The following is a 13,274-nucleotide window of genomic DNA, read 5'->3' on the forward strand; positions in this document are numbered from 1 at the left end:
AAAGCATAGTTATGTTATTCTAAGTTACCTTTAAGTGGTAATCCTTTATAAGTTATAAATGCTTTTTGACAAAGGCACCTTTATAGCCCTTAGATTTTACTTTTTGTACGTTTTTTTTCGCATTTTCTTCAGAAAAATCACCATAAAGTAATCTATAGATCTTTTTATTCTTAGAATACCCTGCCTGAATGTAGATTTCTGTTAACCCCTTTTTATTGGCAAGCTTTCCTGCATCAACAGCCGTTTTTACATCTTTATAAGAAGCCATTTGAATACCGTACCCATTTTTTATAGTTTTAGAAGTACCCCAAATACTATATGTTCCTGGTGCACCATAAGAACCAGACGACTTTTTAGGTTTAGATGATTTTGTAGTTGTCTTTTTGGGCTTCTTTACATCAGCTGTTGTAATTTTTTGATTTGGACCACCAAAAGTTCCTTCTTTAACTTTGGTACCTTGTCCATTTGTATACAGAATCTCTATCTCAACATCAGCAATACCATCATTGATCATGTCAATCTTAACGGCAGCACCTTTAGATAAATCTAATATTCTTTGAGACTTAAAAGGTCCTCTATCATTTACTCTAACAACAATCCATTTTTTGTTTTTAAGGTTTGTTACTTTTAAATAAGTATCAAATGGTAATTTTCTATGCGCACATGTAAATGCATACATGTTAAATCGCTCTCCGTTTGCAGTTTTTCTACCATGAAACTTATCTGCATAATAAGAAGATTGTCCTTTTTTAGTATCACCCACTTTTGTTTGTGCAAATGACGTTGTAAAAAAGGCTACTGATAGAAGGACTACTAATAAAAATTTCATCGTTTTTTAAATATTCTTTAAATGCTTTTTGATAAAACAATCATCAAAACCGCCACTTTTTAGTAATTTAAGTAAAGGTTGTGCTTCATCATTAGAGCTAAATTCACCAATAATTAAACGGTAAATTCTTTTGCTATTCGACCAACCTGTTTGTACAAACACTTCACTTAATAAATAATTATTTTCTAGCTTAGAAACTTCTTGAAGGGTTACTTCTATATCGTTAGACATACTAAACTGAATCCCATAACCTTCAACATCAGCTAATTCACCATCAGAAGTATAAGTACCTGTTTTTAGAAATTTCAATGGATCAACAACTATAGATAAAGTATCTAGATGTTCTTCCTCTTCTTTTTGAGCAAGTGCTTCTTGTCTCTTTCTCCTTAAAGTTTGAGGAGTATCAAGTAAAATCACTTCAACAGTTACTGGTCCTCTTCCAATAATATCCAGTTTCTGAGCTGCAGCATAGGTTACGTCCAAAATTCTCTTATTTGTATAAGGTCTGTCAATAATTTTTACTTGAATCGTTTTTCCATTATTCACGTTCCTAACACTAATAATACTTCCAAAAGGGAAATACTTATGAGAGCCAGTCATGGCAGTCATGTCGTACTTATACCCTCCTTCTGTAATAGATCCATTTCGATCGTCTGGGTAGTAGGATGCCTTACCCATTTCTTTATATCCTATTTGGGTTATGCTTTGTGCCGTCGTTATTAAGGGGAATAAAAGCACAAAAATTAGTTTAACTAAAAAATTCAAACTAAAAATGTTTTGATGATTTGTAATTTTTCGTGATTCAAAATTAGAAAAAAAATAGCCTTTTCCTCTATTTTTGAAAGAAAGTATAAATAAAGTGCATTTTTTTTCAATTCTATTTGGATAATATAAATGTTATACAAAAATTTAGAGTGTATTAAACTAAAAGATTAAAGACAGTGGAAGAGAGAAGAGAAGAAATCTTTTCGAGGAAAGTACGCGCTGGAAAACGTACGTATTTTTTTGATGTTAAGGCAACACGTTCAAACGACTATTACCTTACCATAACGGAAAGTAAAAAGCGCTTTAAAGATGACCAACCAGTATTCGAGAAACACAAGATCTTTTTATACAAAGAAGATTTTGAGAAATTTGTTGATGCTTTAGGAGATTGTGTTGACAAAGTCAAGAATGATCTTTTACCAGAACAACAACAAGAAGAAGACAATTACGAAGAGAAATTTGATGATGCATACAAAAGTGAACCGTTTGACAACGATTTGTCTTACTAATTCAACTATTGTTAAATCTAGAGAGGCTCTTGCTTTTAAATAAGCAAGAGCCTTTCTATATTTATTAAAGGGAAATGATAAATCTATAATGTCTGATAAAATTAAATCTTCTTTTGAAGAAATAGCATCTGTCGCAAAATACTTTAGGTCGTTCAGTAATCTATTAATATTTATAGCTGTAATTGCTGTATTTATGTGGCTTTCTGTACAACTTCAAGATATTCTTGCCTATATAATTATATCGTTGATTATATCATCGATACTACAAACGCCTACAAATTATATTTCTAATGTGCATGCCTTTGGATATAGGTTTCCTCGAGCATTAGCAGTATTCATTTCCTTCCTTTTGCTTTTCTCCATCATTGGGTTGTTTGTTTTCTTATTTTATCCATTGATAAAAAGTCAAATAGCAGTATTATCTGAAAAAAACACTCAAGAATTACTTAGTGTAATAGAAGGGCCAATTTATAGTTTAGAAGCACTCGTAAAGGAATATTTTTTGAATGATGCTGAAGATGGCTTTTTACTTAATCAGTTAACAGAAAAAATATCAAGTACTATTCAAAGTGATAAATTAAGAAGCATTTTAAATGGTGTCTTGGCAGTAACAGGTAACTTCTTTGTGGGAACAATGGCAGTGCTTTTCATTACATTTTTCTTCTTATATGATCCTAGCTTATTTAGAAGACAATTTATTATACTCATTCCAAATAAATATTTTGAAGTTTCCATTGCTGCAATAATCAAAACAGAAAAGCTTCTTTCCAGTTATCTTCTTGGGTTATTCTTACAAATGTTAAGTATATTCTCAATAGCAACCATTGGTTTAAAAATTGCCAATGTAGAGTATGCAATTACTATTGCCGTATTTGCTGCTGTAGCAAACCTAATACCGTATTTAGGACCTTTTATTGGTGGTTCTTTTGGCGTACTTGTGGGTATTCTTACAGATGATTCTCTCGTAGAAGTTTCAGACTATATCTTCTTAATTATTAAAGTACTTTCTGTTTTTGGTGTAGTACAACTTGTCGACAATGTTGTAGTCCAACCCATTATATTTTCTAGGAGTGTAAAAATGCATCCTCTAGCCATATTCTTAGCCGTATTTGTAGGCTCTGCATTGGGTGGTGTTATAGGGATGGTTTTTGCTATTCCGACACTAACAATTTTAAAAGTAGGCTCGGAGGAGTTTTGGTATGGATATAAAAAATATCAGATCTTTAGAAATGAAAAGCCAAAGGTCAAAATAAAAGAAGCATCTGATAGTTAACTATCAGATGCTTCTTTTATGAAAAACAGGAACTCTACTTTTTAAATACCATTGATACAGCTACCTGTGTAACCACAATTAATGGCAAAGCTGCAACTTGTAAAAAGAGTAAAAGTAAAATACTAATTCCTATTAAGATATATCTAGACTCATTTCCTTTCCATCCAAAGTTCTTAAACTTTAAAGAAACTAAAGGAAGCTCTGCGTTTAATAAATATGACATCACTACAACTATTCCAATTAGAACATATTCGTTCATAACATAAGGAGTAAACTGCGGATACATATCTATAATTAAAGGCAAGGATCCAATCAGTAATGCATTTGCTGGAGTAGGAACACCAATAAAACCATCAGATTGTCTTTCATCAACATTAAAGTTAGCTAATCTTACTGCTGAAAATGCTGCTATTAAAAATGCAAGATAAGGTATATACTCATGTACATTTAATTGTAAAAACAATTGGTATAATATAACAGCTGGTAAAACACCAAAAGTAACCATATCAGCCAACGAATCGAGTTCTTTACCTACAGGAGAAGAAACTTTCAACATTCTTGCTGCAAAGCCATCAAAAAAGTCAAACCCCGCTCCTACAATAATCATTGATGCTCCAAGGATTAAATTTCCTTCAAAACATTGCGAAATACCAAAACAACCACTAAGTAAATTTCCACAAGTAATCGCATTCGGTATATGTCTTTTTATTCCCATATTATCCTTTTACAAATGGATTACTTCTTTTCTCATCCCCAATAGTTGTAAAAGGTCCATGACCAGGATATACAACTGTTTCGTTAGGTAACTTGTACATTACAGATTTAATGTTGTCTAAAAGCGTCTGATGGTCTCCGCCAGGTAAATCTGTTCTCCCAATAGATCCTTTAAACAATACATCTCCTCCTAAAGCTACTTTTACCTCTTTATCAAAGAATACTAAATGACCTGGTGAATGACCTGGAACATATAGTATTTCTAATGTTGACTCACCAAATTTAATTTCACCTGAGTTTTCTAATAACTCATCATGCTGTGAAGTTATAAAACCAGGTATGCCATATTTTGCAGCCGATGCACTTCCCATAGCTAGCATTTCAACTTCCCCTTTTGGGATATATAATTTCACTCCAAATGTATCTTGACAAAATTTATTACCAAACACATGATCTAAATGGCAGTGTGTATTTACTATCTTGACAACTTTTAGTTCGTTCGTTTCTATAAAAGATACAAGTTCTTTTTCTTCTGATGCATCATAACATCCAGGATCTACAATTATTGCTTCTTTTGTATCGTCCCATACCACATATGTGTTTTCTTGGAATGGACTAAAGGTTAAAGTGTGAACTTTTATCATTTTGTTGCTACTTTTTCTAATCAGAATATGATATTTACGGTACAAATGTACAATTAGAATTTTAGTATGACATATACAGTTGATTATTTAATAGTAGGACAAGGCTTAGCAGGGACAATTTTTGCCGAAACAGTTCAAAAAAATGGTTTTTCATTTAAAATCATTGACAATGCCGTTCTAAAAAACTCTTCCCGTGTTGCTGGTGGATTATACAACCCAATCACTGGAAGAAAGATGGTGAAGACTTGGCTGTGTGATGAATTATTTGATCAACTTGAAAATTTCTATCCTCATCTAGATGAAAAATATGGCGTAAAAAGTTTTAAACCAATGAACCTTTATTTCCCATTTGATTCACAAGAAAAACAAACTGATTGGATTTCTGCAAGTGCAGACGATAAATATGAAAGTTATATAGAGGAATTTCATAAAGAAGGTTTATACACAGATTATATACAAGCTGATTTTGGCGGTATGGAAGTTACTAGAAGTGGTTACGTTGATATACCTGTATTGCTGGATGCCTTTAAAGAATTTGCTCTAAAAAATAATCAATTAATTAATGAGGAATTTGATTATGATCAATTAGAACAACTTGAAGGTGGGGTTCGTTACAAGGATATTACGGCAAAACATATTATATTCTGTGAAGGGAATAAAGTTGAAAGTAACCCCTACTTTACTAATTTAGATTTTAGACCTGTAAAAGGTGAGTTGCTTATGATAAAATTCAAAAATGCACGTTTTAATCATATAGTAAATAGAAATGGCTTTATTTTACCAATTGATGAGGAAGGTAATTGCAAGTTAGGAGCTACATACGAAAGAGTAGAACAAATGGAGTCTCCTACTGAAAAAGGTAAAAGACAATTATTAGAAAAAGTAGATAATCTAATAAATGATGAATATGAGATTCTTTCTCATTGGTCAGGAATACGACCAGCCACCTTTGATAGACGACCTTTTATAGGAACATCAGATAAATCTAAAAATATTCATATCTTTAATGGTTTAGGTGCCAAAGGCGTTTCTTTAGCTCCTTATTTTTCGCAACTGCTCATAAATAAAATTGAGACAGGTAGTGATTTACCTTACGAAGTACGACTAGATCGACTTTCTAAGCAACAGAGAATTAATTTGAATACAAAATAATGAATACTCAGATAAATACTATTTTTTCAAAAGTACAGTTTAAGGCTTTACTTACTTATATTCTTACCCTTGTATTTATATTTATTGGAAGCGGAATCAAGATATACCTTGATGTTAAACAAGAGAAAAGTATGCTTGTAAAGGCATTAAAGAATTCTCAAGCATCACTCCAATATAAAATTGCTTCAAAAGAAATTGAAAAATCAATAGTTCAAGTACGTAATAGTGGGTTTGCTTTATATAAACTCACCCATACTGATACTTACTTCTTGAACGACAATGGTACACCTGTATTTTGGATTAGAGATGGGAAAGAGAAAACTATAATGAATAAGACTGCTCTTTCTACTATTCCAATTACTTTAACTAAGGAGTTTAAAAACCCTAATTACCATATTACATCAAATACTAAGAATTGGTACATTGTAAGAATTGCACCTGCTGTAAATTCTAATAAATCTGTAGCACTTTGTATATCACAAGTAGATCTGTGGTTAAATCAGAGTATTAAAACATTACCGCTTACTTTACTTTGTATTCTATGCCTCACTATATTTTATTTTAGTGCAAATAAGGTAATTAAAGAATGGTTGAAAAAACCAGTTCTAAGTTTTGTCAAACACCTTGAATACGAAAGTCAAGGTATAGCAAGTGAACTGAATAGAAATGCTCCAGAAGAATGGCAAAACTTCTTTATGGAATTTGATATGGCTTTTAAAAATCTCAACTTTTCTTCTAGTGATCAAGTTGAAAAGGAAACGGAAGATCAGCTAAAAAGTAGGTATCATACACAATTAGAAGAATTAAGGTGGGCAAAAGAACAAATTGCAGCGTATGAAAAGGAAACAAAGAAAAAAGTAGATCACCTACCCGATAATATAAGTTCTTTAATAGAAACTTTTTCTGAGGCTTCTCTCGGTATTTTAGTTGCTGACGAAGATACAATACCTATTTATGTAAATAAAACAGGAACAGAACTCTTAGGTAGAGGTGTTAGACCCAGAACAGAAGATGATGCAATGGATGTACGAAAATTATTTATTGCAGGTACAGATGTTGAAATTCCTTTAGATCAACATCCTATGATCTTAGCAAAGAAAACAGGAAAACCGCAAACAGCTAGACATATAGAAGCCTATAACCCTGCCAATAGTGAGCGAACACCTATCATGATGATTTCAACTTCTATTAAATCTAAAGAAACAGAAAACGAATTATTTGTTGTTTTGATAAGTAAGGATGAGGCTTAGCCTACCATTACATGTGCTTCAGGATATTGGAAATTATTTGTTTTTACAGTGGAACTTAACGCTAATGCTAGTGTTAATGTTCCTACTCTTCCAATATACATTGATAAAATAATAATTACTTTACCTAAAGAAGATAACTCTCCTGTAACACCCATACTCAAACCTGCTGTTCCAAAAGCAGAGACCTCTTCAAAAACTAAGGGTAAAATCTCAATATTTGAATTACCTGACTCTGTTATTGTCAACAAGAATATTGCTACCATATTATAGATTACAGCAAACATAAAAATAGAATACGAACGTTTGATGTTATCATCACTAATTGTTCTTTTTCTCACAACCATTCTTTGTCTACCTCTAATTATCCCTATAGAAGACAGAAGCAAAACATAAAAAGTACTACTCTTAATACCACCTCCTGTAGAACCTGGAGCTGCACCAATAAACATCAAGAAAATCATTACAATTATCGTTGAAGGCTTCATGCTTCCAAAATCCATAGAGTTAAAACCGGCTGTTCTAGTAGTTACAGATTGGAAGAAAGATGCTATCAATGATTCCAATAATGTTCTATCTTCTCTCAATTGATCTATCTCTAAAAAGAACACAGCCACCATACCTAGTAAAATAAGTAAAATAGTTGAGTACAAAGAAATTGATGTACCTATAGAATACTTTTTCCAAGGGTTTTTGATTCTATCCTTAATTTTAGCTGGAGAAAAGATCTCTTCAATTGTTGTAAAACCAAAACTCCCAAAAATAATAATTATCCCTATCACCAAATGTAAACCATACATATGTCTAAGGTCTACAACAGTATTTGGGGTATTAAATTGAGTTGTATCAGAAGATAAAATATAGGTATTTAAACTATCTGGAAACAAACTAAACCCAGCATTACAAAATGCAGAAACAGAATGAAATATTGAATAAAAAACTTTTTGAAAATGATTATCAAAAACAAGCGATCTATCCCAACTAAAATAAATAAATACAGCCCCTAAAGACTCTATTAATAATGTCAAGAAAATCACTTTCCTTAATAAACCTGTTGCAGATGATAAATCTTCACTACTAAGTACATCTTGAATAATTGTTTTATGTTTTAAGCTTACTCCTTTCGACATAAAAGTTGCAAAGAAAGTAGCAAAAGAAACAATACCAATACCTCCTACTTGAGCAAGAAATAATATAACAATCTTTCCTTTAAATGTAAAAAACTGCCCTGTATCTACAACTGCTAAACCTGTTACACACGATGCACTTACAGAAGTAAATATTGCATCTAAAAAACCCATTGATGATTCTCCGACAGATGCTCCTGGCAACATTAGACAGAAAGTACCAAATAGTATTAGAAAGATAAAGCTCGAAATAAATGTTGTTGAAGGCTTTATTTTTAGCTCAGAAAAAGCAACTGAAATCTTAGTTGTTTCAATTCCTATTAAAATAATTAAATAGAGGAATAAAAAGTTAGCATAGGATTGGAAAGGATTATCAAGCCATAATAACCTAAAAAGTTGCTGGATTATCCGTATACCAAAAAAGCTATACATTAAACCATTAAAGGTAAGTAAAGTCAATAGGCAACCTTCTATCCATGTTGACTTGAGGAAAGTTAACCGATGATTTGAAAAAATAAACCTTGCTAAGTAGGCCAATTCATAAACTACAAAAATAAATCCGAGTACTGTTACTACGGATTCAATTTCTTCTGTTGTTAAATAAAAGCCATATCTATAAAAGACAAGTCCAACTGCGATCAATGTTACAAGTAGAGATATTCTACGTTCATATTTATAAACTACCTCTTGGTATTGTAAAAGCCATTGATTAATAAAATCATTTGTATTCGAACTCATGTACTACTCAATATTATATATCAAAGATAATAACATTCACGAGATCTGTTAACGAAATCTAAAGGAATATTTATAATTATGGGATATCAATGTATTTGTGCGTTTGTAATGACAAGTGCCATTCCGGGTTTTCTTTCACAAATTCAACTAATAATGGTGTTACTGTATTTCTTTTAGACCATTCTGGTTGAATGTATAATTTACAATTTGGGTTTAATTTCTCTGAAAGATCAATAGCCCATTGTAAATCTGATTTATGAAAAACAACTACTTTAAATTCATCTGCTTTCTTATAGGCTTCTTCTACAGGAGCTTTAAACTTTTTTGGAGACAAACAAACATAGTCTATTTCTCCAGTAAATTTGTGAGTGCCAGATGTTTCAATATTGATTTGAAAACCTTCTTCTTTTAATCTCTTAGTTAAAGGTCCAAGTTCATGCATTAGAGGTTCCCCTCCAGTAATAATGGCTAATCTGCCCGGGTGAGCTTTTGCATCTTGAATGATCTCCTCTATATCTAAAATTGGATGTTTGTCTTGCTCCCATGATTCTTTCACATCACACCAAACACAACCTACATCACAACCTGCTAAACGTATAAAGTATGCGGCATGTCCTGAAAAAGACCCTTCGCCTTGAATTGTATAAAAAGCTTCCATAACAGGAAGCGCGTATCCTAATTGTACTCTTTCTTTAGTAGAGTATTCTAAATGCTTAACCATTAATGTTCCTTTTTAAATATAAGAGAATAAAAAATCCTTCAAGGGGTGAGGGAACCCTTGAAGGACTCAAAGTGCAAATTTCGTAAAAAAATGCGCTTTTATCTAATTTTAAACTGTTTCCTTAACAGTTTTTCTTTTAACAGATTCTAATGTATTCATTAACAGTGATACTACAGTCATTGGCCCTACACCACCTGGTACAGGAGTAATCCAACTAGCTTTCTCACTTACTTCATCAAACTTGACATCACCTTTTAAAGTAAAGCCTGATTTTTTTGATGCGTCTTCAATTCTAGTTATTCCAACATCAACAATAACAGCACCTTCTTTTACCATATCTGCAGTTACAAATTCTGCTTTACCAAGGGCTGCAATAAGAATATCTGCTTCTAAGCATTCCTTCTTAAGATCTTTAGTACGACTATGTGTTAAAGTAACAGTACAATTACCTACTTTACTATTTCTAGACATTAGCAAACTCATTGGTGTACCCACAATATGAGAACGTCCAACAATAACACATTTTTTTCCAGAAGTTTCAATACCATAACGATCTAATAGTTGAATAATACCGTATGGTGTTGCAGGAAGGAATGTAGGTAAACCTAACATCATTTTACCCAAGTTTGTAGGATGAAAACCATCTACATCTTTATTCGGGTCAATTGCTTCTGTTACCTTTGTCTCATTGATGTGTTTAGGTAAAGGCAATTGGACAATGAAACCATCGATATCATCGTCATTGTTTAACTCATCGATTGTTTGTAAAAGTGCTTCTTCTGTGATATCCGCATCAAACTTGCAAAGAGTAGATTTAAACCCTACTTGCTCACAAGATTTTACTTTATGATTTACATATGTTCTACTTGCTCCGTCTTCACCAACTAAAATAGCGGCTAAATGTGGTTTCTTGCCTCCAGCGGCAGTCAGTTTTCTTACTTCTTCGGCAATTTCTAGTTTGATTGCATTTGAAGTTGCTTTTCCGTCAATTAGTTGCATTGTCTTTTGTTTTCGCACTCTAAAAAAGATTAGTTATGCAAAAATAGTGACTTTGGTTACTTAATCATCACTTTTCTCATAAAAATTTAAATAATATTTATAATTACAAGGTCTATTTCTTTAAAAATGATATTTCTTCATAGTTACATGAACATTACTAATACGAAACTTTATACCCATTTTTTTAAGATATATAAGATCGATTAACTCGTTAACAACTCCAAAATATTCATTTGTCTTGGTTCCTATTTCAAAATAAAAAATCTCTCGTTCTTTTTTAAGTTTCTTTATTGTAAATTGGGTGCCGAAATAAGAATTTTGATGTAAATTTAAGTATGCCGATTTTTCAATTAGAAGATAATAATAATCAATTCCCTCCTGCTCGTATGACCGATGACAGTGGTATTTTAGCCGTTGGCGGAGATCTTACTCCAGGTAGAATTATTGAAGCATACGCAAGTGGCGTTTTCCCTTGGTTTAATCCAGAAGACCCTTTGTTATGGTGGTCACCCGACCCTAGATGCGTTTTATACCCTGAGAATATAAAAGTATCTAAAAGTATGCGCCAATTGCTTCGAAGAAAAACATACACAGTTACTTTTGATCAAGCTTTTGAGGAGGTAATTACTTCCTGTCAAGAAATCTTTAGACCAGACCAAGGTGGAACTTGGATTACAGATGAAATGAAAGCGGCTTATGTTCAGTTACATAAGATTGGTTTTATGCATTCTGTAGAAGTCTGGGACGAAGGAGAACTCATTGGTGGACTCTATGGTGGAGCAATGAACAAATGCTTTTTTGGAGAATCAATGTTTTCAAAAAAGAGCAATGCATCTAAATTTGGTTTTATTACATTATGCAAGAATCTGATAGAAAAAGGTTATGAAATGATCGACTGTCAAATGCATACAGATCACTTAGAAAGCTTAGGTGCAGAAGAAATTCCTAGAGAAGCTTTTTTGTTAAGTGTAGAGCGTAATCAGCAAAGAGAATTTAAGAAAGTGGATTGGAATTCTATTTTTAGAACAGATTTCTACTAGTCTTTATAAAATACATACTAACACATATAAATCATGAATAAGGAAGTTGCACAGTTAAACCCTGTACAGATTTGGGAGAACTTTGAAAAAATGAACGAAGTTCCTCGTGGGTCTAAAAAAGAAGAAAGAATTATTGCTTTCACTAAAAAATTTGGTGAAGACTTAGGTTTGGAAACTATTGTTGATAAAACAGGTAATGTAATCATTAAAAAGCCTGCAACACTTGGTATGGAAGACCGCAAAGGAATTATCCTTCAGTCTCACATAGATATGGTTCACCAAAAAAATGCTGATACTGATTTTAACTTTGATACTGATGGAATTCAATCTTACATTGATGGAGATTGGGTTAAAGCAAAAGGTACAACTTTAGGTGCTGACAATGGTATTGGAGCTGCTACTATTATGGGTGTTTTGGCTTCTAAAGATTTAGTACACGGACCAATTGAAGGTTTATTTACTATTGATGAAGAAACTGGAATGACTGGAGCATTCGGTTTAGAAGGCGGCATATTAAATGGAGATATACTTTTAAATCTTGATACTGAGGACGAGCATGAGCTTTGCATTGGCTGTGCCGGAGGTATAGATACAAACGTTAATTACACATATGATGAAGTTGCTGCAGAGGGAACTGCTTTCCATATCCAAATTAAAGGATTAAAAGGTGGTCATTCTGGCTGCGAAATTCATTTAGGCAGAGGTAACGCTAACAAATTGATGAATCGCCTACTTTGGGGAACTCGTCAAAAATTTGGTTTAGAAATCGCTCAGATTGATGGTGGTTCTCTAAGAAATGCTATTCCTAGAGAATCTTTTGCAGATGTAGTTATCGCTCCAGAATCTGTTGAAGAATTTAAAGCATATATCACTGCATTTGAAAAAGAAATCAAAACAGAGTTACATGCTACAGAACCTAATCTAGTTGTTGCAATATCTACAATAGATACTCCGGCAAAAGTAATGGATGTTACTGCTCAAGATGCACTTTTAAGTGCTATTTATGCCGCTCCTTGTGGCGTTATTAGAATGTCTGATGATTTAGAAGGGTTAGTAGAAACTTCTACATCTATGGCAAGAGTAAAAGTTGGAGATGGTAATGTTTTAGTACAATCTTTAACGCGTAGTTCTGTAGATTCAGCAAAATTTGATGTTACAAATCAATTAGATGCTGCATTTGCAATAACAAAAGGAAATGTGGAACATGGTGGTGCATATCCTGGATGGACACCAAATGCTACATCACAAATCCTTGAAGAAATGAAAGAAATTCACCAAGATTTATTTGGTAAGCCTGCAGTAGTAAATGCTGTACATGCTGGCTTGGAATGTGGAATTATTGGTAGCCACTACCCTAATTTAGATATGATTTCTTTCGGGCCTACAATCAAGAACCCTCACTCTCCAGATGAGATGTGTGAAATTGCCACTGTAAGCAGATTCTGGGATTATCTAAAAATAACTTTAGAAAAAGTAGCAAAAAAATAAATTATTAAGATTAAGGATGTAGCTAATT

General features: G+C 32.6%; 13 protein-coding genes. 6 read left to right on the plus strand and 7 right to left on the minus strand.

The annotated features are described in order from the left end of the window. Positions 1–52: 52 nt before the first annotated feature. On the minus strand, positions 53–829 hold the full coding sequence (locus KM029_RS03600) for a septal ring lytic transglycosylase RlpA family protein (protein ID WP_144075415.1): 777 nt from the start codon (positions 827–829) through the stop codon (positions 53–55). Between the two features lie 6 nt (positions 830–835). Beyond that, positions 836–1,507 carry a septal ring lytic transglycosylase RlpA family protein gene (locus tag KM029_RS03605; protein ID WP_144075416.1) on the minus strand — a complete coding sequence of 224 codons (672 nt, stop codon included), beginning with the start codon at positions 1,505–1,507 and terminating at the stop codon, positions 836–838. Between the two features lie 263 nt (positions 1,508–1,770). On the opposite strand from KM029_RS03605, the gene KM029_RS03610 reads away from it, so the two are divergent. Then, entirely contained in the window at positions 1,771–2,103 is a 333-nt protein-coding gene (locus KM029_RS03610; protein ID WP_144075417.1) for a DUF3276 family protein, read from the plus strand. 88 nt (positions 2,104–2,191) lie between these two features. Beyond that, positions 2,192–3,376 (plus strand): AI-2E family transporter, encoded by a 1,185-nt coding sequence (locus KM029_RS03615; RefSeq protein WP_144075418.1) that lies wholly within the window; start codon positions 2,192–2,194, stop codon positions 3,374–3,376. A gap of 34 nt (positions 3,377–3,410) precedes the next feature. Here the strand turns inward: KM029_RS03615 and pssA are convergent, their stop codons facing one another. Then, on the minus strand, positions 3,411–4,091 hold the full coding sequence (gene pssA / locus KM029_RS03620) for a CDP-diacylglycerol--serine O-phosphatidyltransferase (RefSeq protein WP_144075419.1): 681 nt from the start codon (positions 4,089–4,091) through the stop codon (positions 3,411–3,413). A 1-nt stretch (position 4,092) separates the two neighbouring features. Continuing rightward, positions 4,093–4,734 (minus strand): MBL fold metallo-hydrolase, encoded by a 642-nt coding sequence (locus tag KM029_RS03625; protein WP_144075420.1) that lies wholly within the window; start codon positions 4,732–4,734, stop codon positions 4,093–4,095. A 66-nt stretch (positions 4,735–4,800) separates the two neighbouring features. Between KM029_RS03625 and KM029_RS03630 the strand changes: the two genes are divergently transcribed. Together KM029_RS03630 and KM029_RS03635 are read left to right on the plus strand one after the other, a co-directional pair. Next, positions 4,801–5,886 (plus strand): NAD(P)/FAD-dependent oxidoreductase, encoded by a 1,086-nt coding sequence (locus KM029_RS03630; RefSeq protein ID WP_144075421.1) that lies wholly within the window; start codon positions 4,801–4,803, stop codon positions 5,884–5,886. Then, positions 5,886–7,136, plus strand: coding sequence for a hypothetical protein (locus tag KM029_RS03635; protein ID WP_144075422.1), 1,251 nt, complete (start codon positions 5,886–5,888; stop codon positions 7,134–7,136). Before KM029_RS03630 ends, KM029_RS03635 begins: the two co-directional genes overlap by 1 nt. Here KM029_RS03635 and KM029_RS03640 read toward each other — a convergent pair. From KM029_RS03640 to folD, 3 genes are all read right to left on the minus strand, one after another. Beyond that, the gene (locus tag KM029_RS03640; protein WP_144075423.1) at positions 7,133–8,998 is read right to left on the minus strand and encodes a TrkH family potassium uptake protein; all 1,866 of its coding nucleotides are present in this window, start codon (positions 8,996–8,998) and stop codon (positions 7,133–7,135) included. The genes KM029_RS03635 and KM029_RS03640 overlap by 4 nt on opposite strands. Positions 8,999–9,074: 76 nt before the next feature. Further along, on the minus strand, positions 9,075–9,719 hold the full coding sequence (locus tag KM029_RS03645) for a 7-carboxy-7-deazaguanine synthase QueE (protein WP_144075424.1): 645 nt from the start codon (positions 9,717–9,719) through the stop codon (positions 9,075–9,077). 108 nt (positions 9,720–9,827) lie between these two features. Next, on the minus strand, positions 9,828–10,718 hold the full coding sequence (folD, locus tag KM029_RS03650; protein WP_144075425.1) for a bifunctional methylenetetrahydrofolate dehydrogenase/methenyltetrahydrofolate cyclohydrolase FolD: 891 nt from the start codon (positions 10,716–10,718) through the stop codon (positions 9,828–9,830). A gap of 335 nt (positions 10,719–11,053) precedes the next feature. Here folD and aat point away from each other — a divergent pair, with 335 nt between their 5' ends. Beyond that, on the plus strand, positions 11,054–11,758 hold the full coding sequence (gene aat / locus KM029_RS03655; protein ID WP_144075426.1) for a leucyl/phenylalanyl-tRNA--protein transferase: 705 nt from the start codon (positions 11,054–11,056) through the stop codon (positions 11,756–11,758). 33 nt (positions 11,759–11,791) lie between these two features. After that, complete coding sequence (locus tag KM029_RS03660; RefSeq protein WP_144075428.1) at positions 11,792–13,246, plus strand: aminoacyl-histidine dipeptidase; 1,455 nt, start codon at positions 11,792–11,794, stop codon at positions 13,244–13,246. The last annotated feature ends 28 nt before the right edge of the window (positions 13,247–13,274 follow it).

The organism is Flammeovirga kamogawensis (assembly GCF_018736065.1).
In the GTDB taxonomy this organism is placed as follows: Bacteria; Bacteroidota; Bacteroidia; order Cytophagales; family Flammeovirgaceae; genus Flammeovirga; species Flammeovirga kamogawensis.

Bases quoted from the DNA above. Each gene is read 5' to 3' on its own strand.
- KM029_RS03600 (WP_144075415.1), bottom strand. From the start codon at position 829: ATGAAATTTTTATTAGTAGTCCTTCTATCAGTAGCCTTTTTTACAACG.
- pssA (WP_144075419.1), bottom strand. From the start codon at position 4,091: ATGGGAATAAAAAGACATATACCGAATGCGATTACTTGTGGAAATTTA.
- KM029_RS03625 (WP_144075420.1), bottom strand. From the start codon at position 4,734: ATGATAAAAGTTCACACTTTAACCTTTAGTCCATTCCAAGAAAACACA.
- aat (WP_144075426.1), top strand. From the start codon at position 11,054: ATGCCGATTTTTCAATTAGAAGATAATAATAATCAATTCCCTCCTGCT.
- KM029_RS03660 (WP_144075428.1), top strand. From the start codon at position 11,792: ATGAATAAGGAAGTTGCACAGTTAAACCCTGTACAGATTTGGGAGAAC.
- KM029_RS03630 (WP_144075421.1), top strand. From the start codon at position 4,801: ATGACATATACAGTTGATTATTTAATAGTAGGACAAGGCTTAGCAGGG.
- KM029_RS03615 (WP_144075418.1), top strand. From the start codon at position 2,192: ATGTCTGATAAAATTAAATCTTCTTTTGAAGAAATAGCATCTGTCGCA.
- KM029_RS03640 (WP_144075423.1), bottom strand. From the start codon at position 8,998: ATGAGTTCGAATACAAATGATTTTATTAATCAATGGCTTTTACAATAC.
- KM029_RS03605 (WP_144075416.1), bottom strand. From the start codon at position 1,507: ATGGGTAAGGCATCCTACTACCCAGACGATCGAAATGGATCTATTACA.
- folD (WP_144075425.1), bottom strand. From the start codon at position 10,718: ATGCAACTAATTGACGGAAAAGCAACTTCAAATGCAATCAAACTAGAA.
- KM029_RS03645 (WP_144075424.1), bottom strand. From the start codon at position 9,719: ATGGTTAAGCATTTAGAATACTCTACTAAAGAAAGAGTACAATTAGGA.
- KM029_RS03635 (WP_144075422.1), top strand. From the start codon at position 5,886: ATGAATACTCAGATAAATACTATTTTTTCAAAAGTACAGTTTAAGGCT.